17 protein-coding genes and 1 pseudogene are annotated in these 21,493 nt (G+C 65.8%); 2 read left to right on the forward strand and 16 right to left on the reverse strand.

Translation table 11 applies throughout. The features are described from left to right. Window positions 1–40 precede the first annotated feature (40 nt). Together ACOGXA_RS07970 and ACOGXA_RS07975 are read right to left on the reverse strand one after the other, a co-directional pair. The gene (locus tag ACOGXA_RS07970; RefSeq protein ID WP_419926731.1) at window positions 41–367 is read right to left on the reverse strand and encodes a hypothetical protein; all 327 of its coding nucleotides are present in this window, start codon (window positions 365–367) and stop codon (window positions 41–43) included. Further along, a complete protein-coding gene (locus ACOGXA_RS07975; protein ID WP_419926732.1) occupies window positions 364–4,374 on the reverse strand; it encodes a hypothetical protein in 4,011 nt (1,336 codons plus the stop codon). The genes ACOGXA_RS07970 and ACOGXA_RS07975 overlap by 4 nt, the downstream gene beginning before the upstream one ends. Before the next feature lie 473 nt (window positions 4,375–4,847). Between ACOGXA_RS07975 and ACOGXA_RS07980 the strand changes: the two genes are divergently transcribed. After that, window positions 4,848–6,029: a tyrosine-type recombinase/integrase gene (locus ACOGXA_RS07980; RefSeq protein WP_419926733.1), complete on the forward strand. Its 1,182-nt coding sequence runs from the start codon at window positions 4,848–4,850 to the stop codon at window positions 6,027–6,029. Here ACOGXA_RS07980 and ACOGXA_RS07985 read toward each other — a convergent pair. The 4 genes from ACOGXA_RS07985 to rpsO form a co-directional block, all read right to left on the reverse strand. After that, on the reverse strand, window positions 5,922–6,650 hold the full coding sequence (locus ACOGXA_RS07985; protein ID WP_419926734.1) for an SURF1 family protein: 729 nt from the start codon (window positions 6,648–6,650) through the stop codon (window positions 5,922–5,924). The genes ACOGXA_RS07980 and ACOGXA_RS07985 overlap by 108 nt on opposite strands. Before the next feature lie 15 nt (window positions 6,651–6,665). Then, window positions 6,666–7,436: a 4-hydroxy-tetrahydrodipicolinate reductase gene (gene dapB, locus ACOGXA_RS07990; RefSeq protein WP_419926735.1), complete on the reverse strand. Its 771-nt coding sequence runs from the start codon at window positions 7,434–7,436 to the stop codon at window positions 6,666–6,668. Window positions 7,437–7,510: 74 nt separating this feature from the next. Further along, a complete protein-coding gene (locus ACOGXA_RS07995; protein WP_419926736.1) occupies window positions 7,511–10,174 on the reverse strand; it encodes a polyribonucleotide nucleotidyltransferase in 2,664 nt (887 codons plus the stop codon). A 163-nt stretch (window positions 10,175–10,337) separates the two neighbouring features. Then, window positions 10,338–10,607, reverse strand: coding sequence for a 30S ribosomal protein S15 (gene rpsO / locus ACOGXA_RS08000; protein WP_419926737.1), 270 nt, complete (start codon window positions 10,605–10,607; stop codon window positions 10,338–10,340). Window positions 10,608–10,755: 148 nt separating this feature from the next. Between rpsO and ACOGXA_RS08005 the strand changes: the two genes are divergently transcribed. Then, window positions 10,756–11,634, forward strand: coding sequence for a ribokinase (locus ACOGXA_RS08005; RefSeq protein WP_419926738.1), 879 nt, complete (start codon window positions 10,756–10,758; stop codon window positions 11,632–11,634). 49 nt (window positions 11,635–11,683) lie between these two features. Here the strand turns inward: ACOGXA_RS08005 and ACOGXA_RS08010 are convergent, their stop codons facing one another. From ACOGXA_RS08010 to proS, 10 genes and pseudogenes are all read right to left on the reverse strand, one after another. Beyond that, window positions 11,684–12,793: an LLM class flavin-dependent oxidoreductase gene (locus ACOGXA_RS08010; protein WP_419926739.1), complete on the reverse strand. Its 1,110-nt coding sequence runs from the start codon at window positions 12,791–12,793 to the stop codon at window positions 11,684–11,686. A 5-nt stretch (window positions 12,794–12,798) separates the two neighbouring features. Beyond that, window positions 12,799–13,752: a bifunctional riboflavin kinase/FAD synthetase gene (locus ACOGXA_RS08015; RefSeq protein ID WP_419926740.1), complete on the reverse strand. Its 954-nt coding sequence runs from the start codon at window positions 13,750–13,752 to the stop codon at window positions 12,799–12,801. An 88-nt stretch (window positions 13,753–13,840) separates the two neighbouring features. Further along, entirely contained in the window at window positions 13,841–14,722 is an 882-nt protein-coding gene (truB, locus tag ACOGXA_RS08020; RefSeq protein WP_419926741.1) for a tRNA pseudouridine(55) synthase TruB, read from the reverse strand. After that, on the reverse strand, window positions 14,719–15,090 hold the full coding sequence (rbfA, locus tag ACOGXA_RS08025; RefSeq protein WP_419926742.1) for a 30S ribosome-binding factor RbfA: 372 nt from the start codon (window positions 15,088–15,090) through the stop codon (window positions 14,719–14,721). The genes truB and rbfA overlap by 4 nt, the downstream gene beginning before the upstream one ends. A gap of 2 nt (window positions 15,091–15,092) precedes the next feature. Continuing rightward, complete coding sequence (locus ACOGXA_RS08030; protein WP_419926743.1) at window positions 15,093–15,386, reverse strand: DUF503 domain-containing protein; 294 nt, start codon at window positions 15,384–15,386, stop codon at window positions 15,093–15,095. A gap of 73 nt (window positions 15,387–15,459) precedes the next feature. After that, window positions 15,460–17,310: a translation initiation factor IF-2 gene (infB, locus tag ACOGXA_RS08035; protein ID WP_419926956.1), complete on the reverse strand. Its 1,851-nt coding sequence runs from the start codon at window positions 17,308–17,310 to the stop codon at window positions 15,460–15,462. Between the two features lie 714 nt (window positions 17,311–18,024). Further along, a pseudogene (locus ACOGXA_RS08040) lies at window positions 18,025–18,189 on the reverse strand (translation initiation factor IF-2 N-terminal domain-containing protein); the annotation flags it as partial. 67 nt (window positions 18,190–18,256) lie between these two features. Further along, on the reverse strand, window positions 18,257–19,420 hold the full coding sequence (gene nusA / locus ACOGXA_RS08045; RefSeq protein WP_419926744.1) for a transcription termination factor NusA: 1,164 nt from the start codon (window positions 19,418–19,420) through the stop codon (window positions 18,257–18,259). Continuing rightward, a complete protein-coding gene (rimP, locus tag ACOGXA_RS08050; protein WP_419926745.1) occupies window positions 19,417–19,899 on the reverse strand; it encodes a ribosome maturation factor RimP in 483 nt (160 codons plus the stop codon). The genes nusA and rimP overlap by 4 nt, the downstream gene beginning before the upstream one ends. Before the next feature lie 167 nt (window positions 19,900–20,066). Then, window positions 20,067–21,491: a proline--tRNA ligase gene (proS, locus tag ACOGXA_RS08055; protein ID WP_419926746.1), complete on the reverse strand. Its 1,425-nt coding sequence runs from the start codon at window positions 21,489–21,491 to the stop codon at window positions 20,067–20,069. Between the last annotated feature and the right edge of the window lie 2 nt (window positions 21,492–21,493).

Genomic DNA, 21,493 nt, shown 5'->3' on the forward strand with positions numbered 1-21,493 from the left:
CACCTCATAGCGGAGCTAACAACCTCCGTGGGCACTACAACTAGATGTCGTCGGTCTTGGCCTCCGCGTTCGACGCCTTGCTCCCGACAACTTCCTTGTCGGCTTCTCTGATCCTTATCTCCCGGTTGGTTCTTTCGGTATAGGAGATAGCGAACGCCGCTACAGATGCCACAAGCAGGATCGATACCCACCAACCGAGGTAGTGACCTATCACACTAGTGGCCGCCGCGCCGCAGGCAACACCAGCTACTACGACAGTCCAGACAATGACAGCGCTGGTTCGTTTGCTCATGGTGATGGCTCGGCCGCGGATGGTGACGGCTACCTGAGTGTCGTCGTGTTGGTTTGTGTCGGCTGGGCTGCTCATTTGGCTTCGACTTTATCGCAGGAGTAGATGACGTGCTTGTAGACGGTTTCGTAGCCGTGGGCCTGTTTGGTCTCTGTGAAGCTATTGGTGACCAGTTGCCACCGGTCTGCGTGCCAATCCACTCCAGAGGGCGGGTCGAGGCAGCCGGTGTGCCCGGCAATGGTGATAATGGGCTTGTCGTCTTTGAGCCACGCAAGCAACACGCCTACCCCTGCGCCGACCAGGACTCCCACCACAGCCCCAATGGGGCCCGCAGCGGTTCCCCCTGCAACGAGGCCGAGTCTTGCCATAACCGCGGCGATAGATGGTCCACCGACTGTCCCCAAGGATGCGCCAATCGTGCCGGAAACGAGGCCCTCCCTTAAGGCGTCTTTCCAGAATGGGTCGTTCTTGTTGGGCAGTGCGGGGTGCCAGGGCAGGTCGGGCAGGTCGGTGTCTGTGTGTGGGCATGTTCCGTCGTTGTCCTCTGGGTCTGTGGTGTCGCCGTCGCCATTGGCGTCGTGGACAAGGCAGTGGCGGTGCAAGGCGTTGGCGGCGTGGCCTTCGTCGTTCTTGTAGGTGTGCCAGAACTGGCCTTGGCCATCATGGGCGTGGCGGTTGCCGTGGTCGAAGCTCCGCACCAACTCGTCAGTGAGGCCGACGTTGAGCGGCTCGGTCCACACAAAGGTGCAGGTGCGGGTCCAGCCACCGCCAGTCTTGGGCCCGGTATCGCCGCAATTCTGGGCGCCGAGGTGCTTGGTGGCCTCGTCGGCCACCAGCCTGGCCACGTTGGGATTCTCCCATGTGTACAAATCACCCCCCTCGTAGGTCTTCGTCGCGTTGGGGCTTGTCCAGTCGGGCTCGTAGGCGTTATCAGGTGTCCCGCCGGGGTTGCGGGGGTCGAGGCCGCCGCAGGTGGCCGGAGCCCGGTCCGACGGGCTGCTCCAAGCTCCGGCGGTCCAGGCGCTGACGGCGAACACATAGCCCCGTCCCTCGTTTTTCTGGGCGTACACCGCCAGCCTGCCGGCGCCGTCGGCGCTGCCGGGGCCCTCGTAGTCCAGCCCGGCCAGCCGGTATTTCGTCGCCCCATTTGTTCGATCCCACGAGACCTTGACCACGCCGTGGCTGTTGCATTCGGCTTGGACGTTTCGGGGTTTGAAGCGGTCGGGGCATGTGGTTGTGCTGCGCACGGTCCAGGGGCCTTCGATGGGCGGCTCGCCCTCTTGTGCCCACACCATGCGGACCCTGATGGTGTAGACAGCCGAAGGGGCGGCGTTGTCCCAGGTGTGGGTGAGCAGCTCATCGCTGGTTTGGTCGCCGGCGCGGCTCCACCGGCTGAAGTGGGCCAGGTCGCCCTCCACCTCGAACCGCTCCTTGGATGCGGTGATCCGGCGCGCACCCCCGGGTGTGGAGGGCCACGCCCACCCGGCGGTGACCCTGCCGTCGGCTGTGCAGGCGACGCTCAGCGGCTGGGGGGAGACCACTCCCTGGCCGCGGCCGGGGTGGCAGGCCAGCACCACGCCGTGGCGGTGGGCAGGCTCAGGAGCGTTGGGCGCCTGGGCGTGCACGGTGTAGGCGCGGTCCTCAGATGCGCTGCACGAGGGTTCCCCAACCTCGTGGACGTGACAGGCACCTTGGCCGTGCCGGTGGCTGCCCATACCCGCCCGGCCCAACAGCGCCGAGTCCTGCGGGCACGGCACAGGCCTGACGGCGGCGACCCAGGCGGTGAACGGTCCGGTCCTGTAGGGGCCGATGGTGGCCACTCGGAACCTGGCCTCTGTCACGTATCTGTTCATGCCGACGGAAACGGCTGGGCCGTTTGTTGTCGTTTCTTGGAGGAACTTCCTGGTGGTTCCCCGGATGCTCGCGGTGAGCTCGTATTTCACCGCGTAGCCGCCGGCAGCGCCCTGCACCCCGTCCCATGTGCAAACCACCCGATCATCGCCCTCCGCCAACCACAAGCACCCGAAACCCCCAGGCACCACCAACGGCACCGGCACCGGCATAGGGCGCGGAGTCGGAGTCGGTGTGGGAGTGGACGTAGGCGCGGGGGTCGGCGTCGGCGTGGGTGCGGGGGTGAAGGTTATGGTGGCGGTGGCGGTGGCCGTTCCCGCGGTGACTGTGCAAGTGCGGGTTCCGGCGTCGGGGCGGGTGGCGGTGAGGGTGTGGGTACCGGAGCTGGAAGCGGGCGACAGGGCGCAACCGTCGCCGGACACCGAGACGGCCGAGGCCGCCGGTGTGACGGTGAAGTCGTCGGAGTAAGCGACGCCAGCCGCTGTTGTGGCGGTGGCCTCGAGGCCGGTGATGGCGGTGTGGGCATGGTCGCAGTTGGCGCCTGAGAGGGTATAGCCCGTAGGGCAGCCGGCTTGGACGGGGGTGTATCTCAGGCAGAGGCCCTGGGACGGGGGCGGGTATCCCGAGGGGCAGCTGGAGCTGGCCGCGGTGTACTTGGTGCACTGGCCGTCTATGAGGGCATATCCGGTTTCGCAGTCGGCTCGGGCGGGGGTGTTCTTGTAGCAGAAGGTGACAGTGGTGCCCTCGAGGTCGAAGGTGCCCAGCTCGTATCCCGCCGGGCAGCCGGCAGCAGCGGCAGTAGTCTTGGTGCACTGGCCCCCAGAGAGCGCAAACCCGGCAGGGCAGCCGGCTTGCGCGGCGGTGTATCTCAGGCAGAGGCCCTGGGACGGGGGCGGGTATCCGGCCGGGCACTCGGCACTGGCCGCGGTGTACTTGGTGCACTGGCCGTCTATGAGGGCATATCCGGTTTCGCAGTCGGCTTGGGCGGGGGTGTTCTTGTAGCAGAAGGTGACAGTGGTGCCCTCGAGGTCGAAGGTGCCCAGCTCGTATCCCGCCGGGCAGCCGGCAGCAGCGGCAGTAGTCTTGGTGCACTGGCCCCCAGAGAGCGCAAACCCGGCAGGGCAGCCGGCTTGCGCGGCGGTGTATCTCAGGCAGAGGCCCTGGGACGGGGGCGGGTATCCGGCCGGGCACTCGGCACTGGCCGCGGTGTACTTGTAGCAGATGCCGAATGCCCCCGTCAGATATCCGGAGGGGCAGCCGGCTTCGGCGGCGGTGGTCTTGGTGCACAGGGTGCCCGAGAGGGTGTACCCGGGTGAGCAGTGGTAGGCGACCCCCGGAGTGTCGCAGGTGGCGAAATCGTTGTTGAGCGTGCAGACGGGCTCATGGGTCAAAACGCAGCTGGTGCCCCTCAGCATCCCCGACGGGCAACTGTAAACCGGGTCGGCGGAATGCAGGCACCGGGAACCCGACAGCGCCCCCGACGAGCAACTGTAAACCGGATCGGCGGAATGCAGGCACCGGGAACCGGACAGCGTCCCGGCGGTGCAGCTATAGGAGGGAACGGCGGTTTCCACACACTGGGAGCCGGTCGGCGCCCCCGACGAACACGACCACATGGGCGCGGCCGTTTGCTGGCACTGGGAGCCGGTCAGCGTCCCCGATATACAGCTGTAGGTGGGAACGGCGGTCTCCACACACTGGGTACCGGTCGGCGTCCCGGCGGTGCAGCTATAGACGGGATCGGCGGAATGCAAGCACTGCGAACCGGACAGCGTCCCGGCGGTGCAGCTATAGGTGGGAACGGCGGTTTCCACACACTGGGTACCGGTGGGCGCCCCCGACGAACAGGTCCACATGGGCGCGGCCGTTTGCCGGCAGATGTCGCCCTCGGGCTTCCCCGACGAACACCTGTACTCGGGATCAGCAGTCACCTTGCACCTGCTGCCCTCGGGCATCCCCGACGAGCAACTGTACTCGGGATCAGCGGATTGCAGGCACTGGTCGCCAACGAGCTTCCCGATGCTGCACGAATATTCTGGGGGCACCTCGTGGGCCGACGACGGGCCCGCGAACATCAGCGACGCCGCGAACACGGCCAACGCCACGAACAGCAACAACAGCCGCCTCGCCGCGCCGGGGACGGGCGCTGAGCCGCTAGGGGCGCACCGGGCACAGCGCAGCTTGGCGGCCACAGAGCCGAAGAAATCGGAGATGAGGGCTGTGTGTCGTGTCATGGGTTCGGTTCCCCGTTCGGTACGCGGCGGATAATTGTCTTTATCCGTCGCGTGCGAACTCGCCCGGGGAGGCGATCGCCGTAGCGGCCGCGGCCCGAAGAGCCGCTCCCGACCAGGGGTTGCCAGCAACCCGCAACGCGCCCGGCGGGGCTCGGTCCCCGGACGCGACGAGAGGTCGAGGGGCCGTCTGCTCGGCCGCGGACAGTGCCGCACCCCCCAGGAACAAGCTGCTGGGAACAACAACCCCTCGACCCAAGCTAGGCAGGCCTACCAGCGTTTCCCCTGCTCAACACCCTTTTTTGACCGAAGCGGCCCATCTCCGCCCCAAGCCGATCCCCGAAATAGTTGACAGAGCATTCACCCCTCAACTAACCAATAAAGACAATTATTCATCATATATAAACTATTTCATTTCTAATTATTTGTAGTCCTACAATTTCCTGCTATTCCCATATAACGGCTAGACCATGGCCATGAACGGTGAAAAAGACCCCACCAACGACCCGGTCAGGCCCCAGAACGGAGTAAGCGCTCGAGCCACATCTAGGCCTAAGAGCGGGCCCGACCCGGAGGAACTGGAGTTGCTCATAGCCCATGCAAAAGAGGCAGCCATTGCGGAGAACACCCGCAAGACCTACCGCACCGGATGGAACAGCTGGGCCCACTGGGCCAGCGAAAGAGGCCACTCCACCCTTCCCGCCGATCCCTGGCATCTCCAGGGCTGGCTGGCTACCCTGTTCCGCGATGGCAAGAGGCCCACTACGCTTCAGACCTATCTCGCAGCCGTGTCCTACGTTCACCGCGAAATCGCCGGTCACAACCCTGCCCACGACCCCGAAGTCCGCGTACTGCTTTCCGGGCTGTCCCAAATGGCCGTCGCCGACGGGGTCACCCCAAAACAAGCCGCCCCTCTGCGTTGGGACTGCATCTGCGCGATCCTCAAATCCGCCTACATCCCCCGCAATAACCAGCCCGGCGGGCGACTAGAAACGCCCCAACAAGCCCAACAACGCGCCAAAATCGGAATCGCCATGGTCACCGTCGCCCACAACGCCGCTCTGCGCTGCTGGGAGCTCCTCGCCCTCACCTGGGACGACATAAAACTCTCAGAAGACAGGGAATGCGCCACCGTGTGGATCCGCCGATCCAAAACCGACCAAACCGGCAAAGGCGCAGCCGCACCCATATCCGCAATCGCCTACCAGGCACTCATCCGAATCAAACCCCCCAACGCCCAACCCGGCGACCGCATCTTCAACTTCAGCGCCAGCACCCTAAACCGCCGCATCAAAGCCGCAGCCGAAGCCGCAGGGCTCGACCCCGCCAACATCTCCAGCCACTCGCTTCGCGTCGGGCTGGCCCAAGACCTCACCGCCAAAGGCACACCCACACACGGCCTCATGCTCGCAGGCCGCTGGACATCCCAAACCACCCCCACCCACTACACCCGCCGCCTCGCAGCCCAACACACCCCCGCCGCCCAATACCTCAAGACCCTTCAAAGCCCTGAGGCCGAAACCGACCCTGAGCAACAGGCCTTTCCAGCGTCAGCCGCGTGGGGTGCTGCGGCGCAAGATCAGGGGGTAGCCGACAGCGGCGATGACGGCAAACATGAACCACTGCACGGCATAGGCCAGATGCGAACCCTCTCCTAGGTCGGGGGGAGGCACTGGGATGGGGAGATCGCCGCCAGGCGGCGATTGGTCCTGGAGTTGGAGGTAGACCGGCAGCAGACCGGCGTCGAGCTGCTCGGCTAGACGAGCCAAGTCGGGACGTGCCATCTCGTCGAGGACTCCCCCAGGCGGGTCGGCTTGCTGGAGTCCGGCGGCGGTCACCGTGGCCCGCACCAATCCGACCACCTCTACTTCTCCAGATGCCGGGGCGAATTGAGCCTGGGAGTCTCCGGTGCCGACACCGAAGGGAATCCAGCCTCGGTTGACCGCCACTGCTGCGCCGGTTCGAAGCCGAAGAGGGGTTAGGGCCCAAAATCCTGCCGAACCCTGGTGGGTGCGGTTGCGGATCAACACCTGCCCCTCAGGCTGGTAGACCCCAACTGCCCGGACCAAGCGGAACTCGATCTCGCCACCGGCGTCGTAGGCATCGCCCATCCCCACCAGGTCTTCCACCTCGGCTACAGGCATCTCGCCGCGACCGGCAATGGTGCTGTTGCGCTCCCGGCGCTCCGACAGCCGGTGGAGCTGCCAGAACCCCGCGGTGACCATGGCGGCCACCGCCAGCAACACCGCGATGTTCAGCAGCAGGCGCCGGAGCGACACGACTGGGAGCGGCGGCTAGATGTCCAGCAGGGCATCGAGGCCTACGACGAGCCCGGAGCGACCCGAGGCGGCCTTCACCGCAGCCAGCACCCCGGGCATGAACGAAGACCGATCGGTGGAGTCTTGGCGGATGGTGAGCGTTTGCCCCTCGGCGCCGAAGATCACCTCGTGGTGGGCCACCATCCCCCTCATACGAACGGCATGCACCCGGATACCAGCGGAACCCTCAGCACCCCGCACTCCGGGCAACATCTCGTGCTCGGTGGGATCGGGGGCCCAATCACCCGATGCGGCCGCCATCTTCTCCACCGTGAGCCGGGCTGTGCCCGACGGGGCGTCGATCTTGGCGTCGTGGTGAAGCTCGATCACCTCGGCGGTGTCGAAATAGGGGGCGGCCAACTCGGCAAACCGCATCATCAGCACCGCGCTGATGGCGAAGTTGGGGGCGATGATGCAGGCCCGCTCAGCACCAGCGAACACGGCATCGAACCTCGCGAGGTCTTCATCGGCAAACCCCGTCGTTCCCACCACAGCGTGGATTCGCTGCCCTGCCAGCCAGACCAGGTTGTCGCGGGCTGCCTCGGCGACAGTGAAATCCACCACCACATCAGCCCGGGCATCAACCACCGCTTGGCGGTCGGCAACCGCGACGGCGCCTCCTGCGGCCGCGCCCGCTCGGTTGGGGTCGACGGCAGCCACGAGCTCCAGCTCAGGGTCGGCAGCCACCGCCTCGCACACAGTGGCGCCCATCCTGCCTCCGGCCCCGAAAACCCCTATCCGCAGCATGAACGAGACGATATAGGCCCGGCCACAGCAATACGGCTTCGGGAATTTCTTGCCAGACGAAGCAGACGGCTGAATTACCGACGTGTGCGGTCCCGGTCACGGTCGCGGCCCCCTGGACCTCGACGGGGTGATCCCCCGCTTGGTCCGAGGTCGCCAAACTCATCGCGCAGCTGGGCCTCAAAGTCGGCCTCAAAGGAAGCCGCCTCAGCAGGCGCTCCCCAGTCGCCGCGGTCCCGGCCGCCCCGATCCTCAGAACGGCGATTGTCACGGCCCCGGCGATCATCCCGGCCGCCCCGCTCGTCGCGATCCCGGCGATCCCGGCCGCCCCGATCCTCAGAACGGCGATTGTCACGGCCCCGGCGATCATCCCGGCCGCCCCGCTCGTCGCGGTCCCGGCGATCCCGGCCGCCCCGGTCGTCGAAACGGCGCTCGTCGCGGTCCCGGCGATCCCGGCCTCCCCGATCCTCAGAACGGCGGTCGTCGCGGTCCCGGCGATCCCGACGGTCGTCGCGGTCCCGACCGCCCCGATCCTCAGAACGGCGCTCCGAACTGCTGTCGCGACCGCTGTCGTCTCCGGTCAGCTTGAGGCTGATCTTGCCGTTGGGGTCGATGTCCTCCACGACGACATCGAGGTCATCGCCCAGCGACACGACATCTTCGACCCGATCGATGCGACGGCCTCGTCCGAGCTTGGATATGTGAACCAAACCGTCGCGGCCCGGAAGGATGTTAACAAATGCCCCGAACGATGTGATGTTCACCACTTTCCCGCTGTACACCTCGCCCACATCGGCGGTGGGCGGGTCTAGGATCAAGCGGATTTGACGCTCGGCCTCTCCCACGCAGTCTCGGTTGGGCGAGGAGATGGTGACGATGCCGGCGTCCTGGGCGTCATCCACATTGACCTCGGCCCCGGTCTCAGCCTGAATGGAGTTGATGACCTTGCCCTTGGGTCCGATTACCTCGCCGATCTTGTCCAGCGGGATCTCGAACTTGATGATCTTGGGAGCGGTGGGCCGAACGTCATCCCGGGGTGCGTCGATGGCCCCCGCCATAACCTCCAAGATGCTGAGCCGGGCGTCTCGGGCCTGGTTCAGCGCATCCGCCAAGACATCGGCGGGCAGGCCGTCGATCTTGGTGTCGAGTTGGAGAGCGGTCACAAAGTCGGCCGTGCCCGCCACTTTGAAGTCCATGTCGCCGAACGCATCCTCGGCGCCCAAAATGTCGGTGAGCGTTATATAGCGGCCCTCGTGGAACACCAGGCCCATGGCGATGCCGGCCACCGGAGCTTTGATGGGCACTCCGGCGTCCATGAGCGACAGGGTGGACGAGCACACCGAGCCCATAGACGTGGAGCCGTTGGAGGAGAGCACCTCCGACACGAGGCGCAGCGTGTACGGGAACTCGTCCATGCCGGGGACCACCGGGACCAGAGCCTTCTCGGCCAATGCCCCGTGTCCGATCTCCCGCCGCTTCGGCCCTCGCATGAAGCCGGTCTCCCCCGTTGAGTACGGAGGGAAGTTGTAGTGGTGGATGTACCGCTTCTTGTCGACGGGGTCGATCCCGTCGATCATCTGGTCCATTCTCGCCGTGCCCAGCGTGGCGATGTTCAGCACTTGGGTCTCACCCCGCTCGAACAGCCCGGAGCCATGGGCGGTGTCCACCACCCCTACCGCAGAAGCGAGCGGGCGGATGTCGGCCGCCCCCCGGCCGTCGATGCGCACGCCGTCTTGCACGATCCGGGTGCGGACGATGCCCTTGGTGAGCGAGCGGACGGCAGCCGATATCTGCTTGTCTGCCCCCTCGATTTCGGAGAACCGGTCGGCCAGCGCCGCAGCGATCTCCTCTTTGGCCTGCGATTCGGCCTCCTGGCGCTCTGCCTTGTCGGCGATGGACATGGCCGCGGCCAGCTTATCGGCGCCTACCTCGGCCACGGCTGCTTCGACCTCGCCGGTGTAGTCCGACTGGAGCTCGTATTCCATGGGGGGTTTCACCCCGGCGGTGGCGATCAGCCGGCGCTGGAGGCCCACCGCTTCTTTGATCCACTCCTTGGACCGCTCCAGACCCTCGGCCAGGGCGGCTTCGTCCACCTTGGGGGTTCCGCTGCTGTAGAGCTCCCAGCCGGCCTCGGTGCCGTTGGCCTCCACCATCATGATGGCCACGTCGCCGTCGTCGAGAACCCGTCCGGCCACCACCATCTCGAAAGTGGATTCGGCGCCCTCGGCATAGGTTGGATGGGGAATCCACTCCCCATCGGCACTGTGGGCTACCCGCACCGCCCCGATCGGGCCGGCGAACGGGATGCCCGAAATGCTCAGAGCAGCCGATGCGCCGTTGATGGCGATCACGTCATAGGGGTTCTCCTGATCGGCGCCCAAGACGGTTCCGACGACGTGGATCTCGTTGCGGAACCCGTCGGGGAACGAGGGGCGCAGCGGCCGGTCGATCAAGCGGCACGTCAAAATGGCCGACTCCGGGGCCCGGCCCTCCCGCCGGAAGAACGAGCCGGGGATCTTGCCCGCGGCATACATCCGCTCTTCGATATCGACGGTGAGGGGGAAGAAGTCTGCTCCCTCCCGCACTCGGCGGGCCGCGGTTGCGGTCACCAAGATGGTGGTGTCGCCCATGCGGACCACAACGGCTCCGTCGGCCTGTCCGGCCAAACGACCTGTCTCAAAGGACAGGGTTTTGCTTTCCGCGCCGCTGACAGCGGCTGAAACGGTGATGGCTTCCGCCATTTTCTTGCTCCTCTCCGGACCACGCGCGGCCCGAGCAGGCCGGGACGGAGCCAGTTCCCAGTTGGAGAGGCCCAGCGCAACTAGGCCCCTTCAACTGGCAGCTGGCCTCTCTTGTGGCCCGCTTATTGGTTTTCCATGTATCGCCCAGGGCGATGCCCGCTTCTCAGCGGCGAAGTCCAAGTTCGGCGATGATGCCGCGGTAGCGCTCCACATCGTTGTCCTTGACGTAGTCGAGCAGCCTTCGCCTGCGGCCCACCATCATCAGCAGGCCTCGCCTGCTGTGGTGATCCTTGACATGCACTTTCAGATGCTCGGTGAGGTGGTTGATCCGCTCAGTCAGAAGAGCGATCTGCACCTCAGGTGAGCCTGTATCGGTGTCATGCAGGCGGTGCTTTTCGATAGTCGCGGTTTTGAACGCTAGATTCTCGGCCATCCCTACTCAGTGTGTCCGTCGGTCAGAAAACGGGCGTCAGCACTGCACCATGATGTCTGAGGCTGTGCTTTTGCCCGGGGGACCCCGTCAAACTACCACCTGCAAGACCCAAACACCTACCTGAGAGCTATTGGGGGATACTGAAATGGTGAAGGTCGTGTCCTTCGGGAGCCTCAACTACGACTTGGCCATCTGGCTCGACCGGCTTCCCGGCCCCGACGAGACGCTGCGGGCCCGGCGCATCGAGGCGTTCTCCGGGGGCAAGGGCGCCAACCAGGCAACCGCCGCGGCCCGACTCGGGGCCCAGGCGCACATGGTGGGCTGTGTGGGCGACGACGACCGGGGCCGCTGGCTGCTCGATGTTCTGAGCGCCAGCGGGGTGGACACCAGCCGTGTTCGGATCACCGAGACGCCCACCGGCACCGCAGTCCCGCTGATCGCCCCCGAAGACGTCTCCATCGTCATCGTCGCCGGGGCCAACGCCAGCACTGGGATTGCCGATGCTGAGGGGGCCGCGGAGATCATCGCCGCCGCCGATGTGCTGCTGTTGCAGGGCGAAGTAGCCGCGGCGGGTGCTCGGCGAGCAGCCCAGGCCGCCCGCTCGGGCGGGACCACGGTGGTGTTCAACCCCGCACCCGTCGACCCGTTTCTGGTGGAAGCGGTGGCGCCGCTGACCGACGTTTTGGTGATGAACCGGGCCGAGCAGGCCCAGGTAGCGGCGATCGGCCCGGAGACGGGCCACTGCGAGACGGTGATAACCCTGGGCGGCCGGGGCGCCCAGGTTGGCGAGGTGGTGGTTCCCCCCCTCCCCGCCGAGGTGGTCGACCCCACCGGCGCCGGCGATGCCTTCTGCGGTGCTTTGGGGGTCGCTCTGGCTGAGGGGCGCCCCCTGATCGAGGCTGCCCGCTTCGCCAACGCCGCCGGCGCCCTGGCGGTGGCAACGCCCGGCGCCCAGCCGTCCATGCCCACCCGGGCCGCGGTCGATTCCCTGCTCGACGGCCGCCGCGAGCAGGGGTACAGACCCTGAGTCGGGGCTCCTAGGCGGGGCTCCCAGCGACGGCCGCCGCTGCCAGGGGTCATGGGGTGAGGGCGGGCATGACGTGGGCGGCAGTGAGGCGGATGCTCTCCATTACCTTGTCGTGGGGGATGGCATAGGGGTTCATCATGCACAAGAGCAGGTCGACGCCCAGATCGGCGAATCCCTGGCAGAGCTCGACGCACTGGTCGGGGTCTCCGGCGACGGCCACGCCTTGGGCCACGAGGTCTTCCACGCTGAAGGTGGTGTCCCAATCGGCCTCGCGGGTCATTCCCGGCAAATACCGGAGGTAGTCCCAGTCGCCCAGCTCGGCGCCCTCCTCGTGGAGCATCTCGGCCACGCTGGCCACCAGCTTGAACGCCACGGTGGGATACCACCAGAACGACTCCCGGGCGTTCTCGTAGGCTTCGGCGGTGGTGGGAGCGCAGTGGAACATGGCGAAGGTGGCCACCCGGTCGTTCACAAATCCGCCCACCGGGTTCTCGCAGGCCCCCACTGCCTCGCGGTATAGCTTGATCCGCAGAGCGAGCTCTTCCAGCGACACCCCGGCGCTGAACGACAGGAGGCCCATCCCCATCTCTCCCACTAGCTGATGGGTCTCCCGGCTGCCAGTGGCCGCCCACAGCGGCGGGTGGGGCTTCTGGACTGGTTTGGGCAATACCCGGCGACCGGGCATCGACCAGTGTTGGCCCTCGAACTCGTACACGTCGTTCAGCCAACAGCCCGCGATGTGCTCCACCGCCTCGGCCCACATCGCCCTGGTCTCCCGAGGGTCGATGCCGAACCCCTCCAGCTCCGCCCGGGTGGTTGATCGGCCGGTGCCGAACTCCACCCGACCCCCGCTGATCACATCCAGGGTGGCCGCCGACTCTGCGCTGCGGACGGGATGGTTGTACGGATCGGGCGTCAAGCGCACGCCATAGCCCAGCCTCAGATTCTCGGTTAGCGCGGCCACCGCGCCGTAGAGCACTTCCGGATTGGAACTGTGCGACATCTCTTCCAGGAAGTGGTGCTCAACTGTCCAGAAGCTGTGATACCCAAGCCGGTCGGCCAGCACGGCTTGTTGTATCAGCTCGCGGTATCGAAGCTGCTCGCTGTTGGGATGCCAGGGCCTGGGCACCGGGATCTCAGAGAAGAGAGCGAACTCCATGCCGGCTAGTGGGATGACTCCGCGGTCAAGATCTCCCGAGTCAGGGCAACGTCGATTTGGAGTTGCTTCACCAGGGAGTCGATGCCGTCGAAGCGGTGCTCGCTTCTCAAAAGCTCCACGAACTCCACTCTGGCCTCCTCGCCGTACAGGTCGCCCTCGAAGTCGAGGAGATGCGCCTCCAACAGCGATTGCTGGGCGTGCTGGTAGAAGGTGGGGCGTCGACCGATGTTGATGGCCGCCATATGCCGCGATCCGTCGGCCCGGGTGTACCAGCCGGCGTAAACCGCATCGGCCGGCCAGGCCATGACCATGGAAACCGGGATGTTGGCGGTGGGGAACCCGATGGTCATCCCCCGCCGATCGCCCAAGACCACCTTGCCCCTGATCTCGTGGTATCGCCCCAGCATGGCAGCCGCGGTGCGGACATCCCCGCCGGCCAGTGCCCGGCGCACCGCAGTGGAGGAAACCGGCTCGGGCCATTTCTGGTCGTGGTGCAGGAGCGTCACCGCTCGGACTTCGAAGCCCATCCCCTGGCCGAACTCCCGCAGCGTGTCGATGTTCCCCAGCCGAGCACGCCCGAAGTGGAAGTCCTCCCCCACCACCACGCTTCGCACCTTCAATCTGTCAACGAAAACCTGGCGCACGAAGTCTTCGGGCATCGTGTGGGCCCGATCGGGGGAGAACTCAATCAGGTACACGTATTCGATGCCGGCCGCCTCCAGCAGCTCCAGCTTCTGGCTGAGCGAGTTGAGCAGCTTGGGAGCGTTCTCGGGCCGCAACACCAGCGCCGGATGGCGGTCGAACGTCACCACTGCGGGTGCCACGCCCAGCCGTTTCGCCTCCGAAAGCAGCTGATGGATCACGGCCTGATGCCCTACATGGACGCCGTCGTACACCCCGATGCTGGCTGCGGTCTCCTCCCTGCCTTGCAGACGGCCGAAATCCTCGATGACCTGCACCGCGCTGCACGGTAGCGGCCGCAGCCGCCAACTGGACAATCCCGGTCGACTCGACGATCCCGGCCCCCGGCGCCAGCCGGCCGATCGCTCACCGGGGGATGACCACCGCCGGTTTGACCAACCCTGGGGAATGGGTCTCATAGACAGCCAAGAGCCGGCCCTGTGGCCCGAGCACCGCCCATGGGCCCTCGCCCTCGACGGCCAGATCGCCGGCCGCCATCACCTGACCGCTGCCCACCCTTCGCCCCAGCGACTCGTCGACCGACACTGCGGGATAGTCGCGCAGAGCCTCGGCCATAGACATCAGCACGGAAGAGCCGACCGGTCGGGCCTCGTCCACCGCGAACGATCCGATGGCCGTCCGCCGCAAAGCCCGCAGGTGCCCTCCTCCCCCCAACGCAGAGCCGATATCGGCGGCCAGAGAGCGAATATACGTTCCTGAGGAGCAGCTCACCTCAATTCGGTACACCCCGGGGTCGTTTGCCGGTGCGACGGCCAGGTCGTACACATTCACCGGTCGGGCCTCTCGCTCCACCTCGACTCCCTGGCGGGCCAGCTCGTAGAGCCGGCGCCCCCCTACTTTGACCGCCGACACCATTGGCGGAACCTGCATGATGTGGCCGACAAACCCGGATGCGGCCTCAGCCACCTGCTCGGGGGTGACGTCGGACATGTCGTGGACCGCGGTGATCTCACCAGCGGCATCCAGCGTGGTGGTCTCGGTGCCCAAGACCAACTCGCCCACATACTTCTTCCTCAGCGGGGTGAGAAACCGCAGCAGGCGGGTTGCCCGGCCCACCCCCAGCAATAGCACCCCGGTGGCATCGGGGTCCAGGGTGCCGGCGTGGCCCACTTTGCGGGTTCCGAAAACGCCCCGGGCCTTGGCCACCACATCATGGGAGGTCCACCCGGCCTCCTTGTCGACCACCGCCAAACCGTCGGCCTCGATCTCCCCGCCTTCGCCAATCATTCCGCCTCGTCGGCCAAGTGGCGCAAGATCTTGTCGACTCGCTCGCCGGCCGCAATAGAGGGATCGAGGGCGAAAGCCAGGTCGGGAACCTTTCGGATCGAAGACGACCGGGCCACCGCCTGTTTGAGCCCGACACGATGGTCTTCCAATGCCTCTAGGGCCGAAGCGGCCGCTTCGTCGTCCAAAGCGCTTATGTACACCGTTGCCCGACTCAGCTCCACGCTGGTCTCCACTCCGGTGATGCTGGCCAACTCCAGGCGGTCATCGTCCAAGCGGGACAGCTCTGAGGCCACGATCTCTCGCAGCAGCTCGCCGAGCCGAGCTGATCGCGAATAGCGGGAGGGGCGCGATGCCCGATTGCGAGACACGACTATTCCTCCGTGTTGAGCCAGTGGTTCGAGGAGCTCACCACCTCGATCTCGGGAATCGACCACATGTACCGATCCACCTCGTCGGCCAGCGTCAGGCATTGGCTGGACTGCCCCGACACCACAGCGACGCCTATCTCTGCTCTTTGCCAAAGATCGGTGCGACCGGTCTCCGCCACCGAGACGCCGAACCGCCGGGATACGCCCGAAACCACCGGCCGCAGCACTGAGCGGCGCTCTTTCAGCGACCTGCTACCGGGGATGTGCAAGTCATAGACCACGGCGAGAACGTGCATCAGCCCCGCCGTCTGGTGACAGTCGGCAGACCCCCTCGATAGTGGGTCACGGCGAGAGCGTGCATCATCTCGATCAGACTCTGGCGACTTCTCGCTCCTCGAAGGTCTCGATGACGTCGCCCGGTTTGAGATCTTGGAAGTCGGACAGACCGATACCGCACTCGTAGCCGGACTGCACTTCGCGCACGTCTTCTTTGAAGCGCTTGAGAGACGACACCGTGCCCCTCCAGATGACGGTGCCATCCCGCAAGAACCGGACTTTGGAGCCCCGGGTGATGGCCCCGTTGAGCACATAGCAGCCGGCCACTGCCCCCACTCGGGGAATTCGGAACACCTCCCGCACCTCGGCGTCGCCGGTGACCACCTCGGTGAACTCGGGGGCGAGCATCCCCACCATGGCGTTCTCCACGTCTTCGATCAGGTTGTAGATGATCTCGTAGGTGCGGATTTCCACTTTCTCGAGCTCGGCCAGCTCTCGGGCCTTGCGGTCGGGTCGGACGTTGAAGCCGATGATGGTGGCATTGGACGCGGCGGCGAGCTGGATGTCGTTGGCCGTCACTCCTCCCACCCCTCGATGGACAAAGGCCAGCTTCACCTCTTCGCGCCCCAAGCGCTGGAGGCTGTCCACCACTGCCTCTAGCGACCCGTTCACGTCTGCCTTCACTATGAGGTTCAACGTTGCTGTCTGGCCGGCCTGGATCTGGGTGAAGATGTCTTCCAAGCGGGCCCCGCCTGCGGTGGCGGCGGCGTCCCGGCCCAGGCTGGCGATCCGCTGGGAGTGCTCGCGGGTTTGGGCAACCTTCGCGGCCACCTTCTCGTTGGGGGCCACAACGAAGGCATCTCCGGCGTTGGCCACGTCGGACAGCCCCAGCACTTGCACCGGCTTCGACGGCGGGGCCTCCTGGATCTGGTTGCCGCGGTCGTCGAGCAATGCCCTGACACGGCCCCAGGATGCGCCGGCAACCACCGGATCGCCCCGCTTGAGGGTTCCGTGCTGAACCAACAGGGTGGCCACCGGACCCCGGCCGATGTCCAGATTGGACTCCAGGACCACGCCCCGGGCCCGACCTTCCGGGTCGGCCCGCAGATCCTCCACCTCGGCCACCACCGCAAGCTGCTCGAGCAGATCGTCGATGCCCAGGTTCTGAAGGGCGGACATCTCCACCATGATGGTGTCGCCGCCCCATTGCTCGGGCACCAGCTCGTGCTCGGAAAGCTGCTGCATGGCCCGAGTGGGATCGGCATTGTTGCGGTCGATCTTGTTGACCGCGACCACGATGGGCACATCGGCGGCCCGGGCGTGGTTGATGGCCTCCAGGGTCTGGGGCATCACCCCGTCATCGGCCGCCACCACCAGAATCACAATGTCGGTGGCATCGGCACCCCGAGCCCGCATCGCCGTGAAAGCCGCGTGGCCCGGCGTGTCGATAAAGGTCAGGGTCCGACCTTCTTTGTCAACCTGGTAGGCCCCGATGTGCTGGGTGATGCCACCAGCCTCGCCTTCGGCCACATTGGCGCTGCGGATCTGATCCAACAGCTTGGTCTTGCCGTGGTCAACATGGCCCATAACGGTGATGACTGGCGGCCGAACCGGATAGGCGTCTTCGGATTCATCCTCTTCGAAGTCGGCCTCGAGCAGCTTCAGCAGTTCGTTCTCCTGCTCTTCACCGGGATCCACCAGACGGAGCTCGGCGCCGATCTCTGCCGCGAAGAGCTCGATCATATCGTCGGTTAGCGATTGGGTTGCCGTGACCATCTCGCCTTGCTGCATGAGAAACCGGACCACATCAGCGGCCGTCTGGTTCAGCTTTGGCCCCACCTCCAACGGCGTGGAGGATCGCTCTATCACCACCACTCCTGCGGGCGCGGCGGCATCCGTTGGGGTGTAGTCCGGGACGTTCATGGGCTGGAGGTCTTCGGCCACCCGCCGCCGACGCCGGCTCTTGCGACGTCTCTGCTGAGGACGCTGAGGGCCGCCACGGCCCCGCCCGCCCGGGCCTCCAGGACCGCTGGGAGGCCCACCGAGCGCTCCGGCGGGGCCGCGTGCTCCTATTGGTGCGGGGGCTCGGCCCGGTGAGCTCGTGCCTGGCCCATGAGAACCACCGGCTGGCCGAACAGGACTGCGGGGACCCCTTCGAGGACTGGGGGTCGGACCCCGTCCGCCCCGGCCCGGAGGGGGCGGGATGGGCTTGCCCGAAGAAGACACCGGAGGCTGGCCGGGAGGGGGTGGGATGGGCTTGCCCGAGCGGGACAGCGGCGGACTGGATGGCGCCGAAGCGGCGGGCTGGACCGCAGGCGGCTCGGCGGCCGGTCTTGGTGCAGGACGAGGCGGAGGCAGGGGGGCATAGGGCACCGGGGGCTCTGCCGATGGCGCAGGCGGGCGGGGCCGAGGAGGCATCTCCCCGCTGGAGGTGACCACCCGCGCCGGCTTCGGCTCGGGTTCGGGCTCGACTGCAACCGGCTCCGGCTCGGGCACCGGTTCGGGCTCCACTGCAACCGGCTCGGGCACCGGTTCGGGCTCCACTGCAACCGGCTCCGGCTCGGGCACCGGTTCGGGCTCCACTGCAACCGGCTCCGGCTCGGGCGGTCGAATCAGGCCATCACGATGTGCTCGACGACGGACGCGATCCGCTTGAGCATCCACGATGCTCGATGAGTGGCTGTTGACGCCGATCCCCAACCGCACACAGAGATCAAGCGTTTCCTTGTTTGTGAGGCCAAGCTCACGAGCAAGCTCGTAAACCCGAATTTTCGCTGGCAAAAAGCTCTTTCTTGGTCTGTCCGCGATGCGCGGCCAACCCATTTGGGCTGGATTTCCATTTTCTCACGCCCAGCCCTCAGATTTCGAAGTCAATCTGAGGCAAGGGCCATTACTCCAGGGAAGGAACGCTCTCTGAAGCTCCCTTCACCTCCTCGTTCGGGGTTCTCTCGCTGCCTTCCGCAGCCCACTGCTCAGCCGACAGTTCTGGCCCCCCCTCAGCAGGACGCCACACCTGCTCGCCAGTTGCCTCGTCCACCACCCATTCGCCCTCAGCCCACTCCATTTCTTCGTAAGCGGCTTCTTGGGCCAGTTGAGTCTCGCTTTTGATGTCGATCCGCCACCCGGTCAGCCGAGCGGAAAGCCGGGCATTCTGGCCTTCCTTGCCGATAGCCAGCGAAAGCTGGTAGTCGGGCACAACCACCTCGGCCACACCGGTTTCCTCATCGATATTGACCTCTTTGATCTTGGCCGGAGACAGCGCCTTGGCCACAAAATCAGACGGATCCTCGGCGAAGGGAACAATGTCGATCTTCTCCCCCCGCAGTTCATTGACCACCATGCGCACCCGAGCGCCCCGAGCGCCCACACAAGCACCCACCGGGTCTACGTTGGAATCGTTGGACAACACTGCGATTTTGGTGCGATGACCAGGCTCCCGAGCGCAGGCTCTGATCTCCACCACTCCATCGGCTATCTCGGGCACTTCCAACTCGAACAGCCGCTTGATAAGCCCCGGATGAGTGCGGCTGACCACGATTTGGGGTCCCTTGGCTGTCTTCCGCACCTCCACAATATAAGCCTTGAGGCGGCTGTTGGCATCGGGACGCTCAAAGGGCACCTGTTCAGCCTGGGGCAAAAGAGCCTCTACCCGTCCCAGATCCAACAGTGTGTAGCGGGCATCGTTCTGTTGGATGATGCCGGTGACGATGTCGCCCTCCCGGCCGGCGTACTCCTCATATTTCAACTCCCGCTCCACCTCGCGGATCCGCTGCATCATGACCTGTTTGGCGGTCTGCGCCGCTATACGGCCAAAGCCATCCGGCGTGACGTCAAACGGCTCCCCGATTGGCTCTCCGAACTCATCCAGCTTCTGGGCGAACACCTCGATGTCGGCTGTCTCGGGGTTGATGGTGACCCAGGCGTACTCCTCGCTGTCGGGCATGCGCTTGTAGGCCGACTCGAGGGCATCGGCCAGCGCGGCCAGCAGAGCATCTACCGAGATGCCCTTGTCGGTGGCCAGCGCTTGGAGGGCTTCTAGCATGTCGGGGTTCATCGGCTGCTCTTCTCCTTCACTTTCTTCTCTGACGTCGGACCCCACTCAAATACGGTCTTGGCCTTGGCAATATCGCCATAGTCGACTCGACGGGGCGCCCCGCCTACGTCGACGGTTATCCCGTCGTCGTCGCTGCCCATCAGCACGCCTTGGATCCGGCGCACTCCATCGATGTGGGGGCCGAGCTTGATGCCCACCGTCTCACCCACGGCCCGGGCGTAGTGCTCAGGCCGGCGCAGCGGGCGCTCCAAACCGGGGCTGGATAACTCCAGGGTGTACCGGCCCGGCACCGTGTCGTGATCGTCCAACAATCGGGAGGCCACTTTGGAGGCGTCGGCCACCTCGTCCAAGCTGACTCCGCCGGGCTTTTCCACGATAATTCGCAGCACCCCGCCTCCGTAGGTCAGGTCGTACACCTCCAAGCCCCTTCCCCGCAACAGAGGGGCAAGCAAGTCATGCGCATCGTCTGCCACTGACATATCGCTCACCCCTTTCCCGTGCCGGTGTCGAACTGGTTGTCTCATCGCTCCCCAAAGTCAGAAGGCGTGGGCCGCTGCCCACGCCTCACCCGGCAAAAGAGATGGACGATACACAGCCGATCTTACCCGGTCGAAACAGCTATGTCGCTACAGGGGCAAGGCGTTTCTCAGTAGCTGCGTCCGCAGACCGCGATCAGGTCGGACTCCTCGCCGCTTTGGGGCAGGGATCCGTCGGGGCGCTGCAAACAGCGCACCGTGACCGCATCCTCGGCCAGGGAGGCCTCGCCCTCTGGGCCGAGTTGTGCCCACGGAATCCGGGCGAAACCGGTGGCTGCCGCCTCGCGCACCTCGGCGAGGGTGGCCGCCTCGGAAATCTGCGAGTCCCGCCAGGCGGTCGCACCGCCAAGAATTCGCCCCTGAATGTCATCCAGCAGCGATTCCACTGCCTTTGGCGCCTGAGAGAGGCCGACCGTCTGCTTTGCGCCCTGCTCGTCGCCGCCGATACGGGAAACCAGGGTGGCCTGTCCCTGCTCTAGATCCCGAGGTCCGATCTCCACCCGGACGGGCACACCCTTCAGCTCCCAGTCGGTGGCTCGGCGTCCGAACCCGGTTTCGGTCCGGTCGTCCACCCTGGCCCGGATTCCGGCGCCAGCCAGAGCGTCGGCCAGCCGGTGGCAGGAATCCACGACCCCGTCGGCTTCTCGAACCGCGATGACCGCGGCCTGTATGGGCGCCAGCCGGGGCGGGACCACCAGCCCCTGATCGTCGCCGTGCGCCATGATCAGCCCGCCCACCATGCGAGACGACACCCCCCAGGATGTCTGCCACACCAGGGCCTGGTTCCCTTCGGCATCCAGGTAGGTGATGTCGAACATGGTGGCGAAGCTCTGCCCCAGCTCATGGGACGTACCCATCTGGAGGGCCTTGCCGTCGCGCATCATGGCTTCGAGGCACATGGAGTTGATGGCCCCGGGGAACCGCTCGGCTTCGGTCTTGTAGCCGATGAGCACCGGTATGGCCAGCACCGACTCCATGAACTCCAGATACACCTCGTGCAGGATCCGGGCGGCGTAGTCTCGGGCCTCTTGGCGGGTGGCGTGGGCGGTGTGGCCTTCCTGCCACAGGAACTCCGTGGTCCGCAGGAATATCCGAGGGCGCATCTCCCAGCGCACCACGTTGGCCCACTGGTTGATCAAAAGCGGCAAGTCGCGATGGCTCTGCACCCATTTGGAGAAGTAGGCGTTGATGATGGTCTCGCTGGTGGGGCGCACCACCACCGGCTCGGCCAGCTCCCGGCCCCCGCCCTGGGTGACCACTGCCAATTCGGGGCTGAAGCCCTCCACATGGTCGGACTCCCGGTTCAGGTAGCTCTCGGGAATGAACAGCGGGAAATAGGCGTTGTCGGCCCCGGCCGCCTTGATGCGCTGGTCCACCTCGGCCTGCATCCGCTCCCAGAGGGCGTACCCGTAGGGCCGGATCACCATGGTGCCCCGCACCGGGCCGTTGTCGGCCAGCTCAGCTTTGTTTAGAACGTCCTGATACCAGCGGGGAAAGTCGTCGTGCTGGGGGGTGAGCACCCCCTTTCTCGCCATCG

It is taken from the genome of Candidatus Poriferisocius sp., assembly GCF_965208475.1.
Taxonomy (GTDB): domain Bacteria; phylum Actinomycetota; class Acidimicrobiia; order Acidimicrobiales; family Bin134; genus Poriferisocius.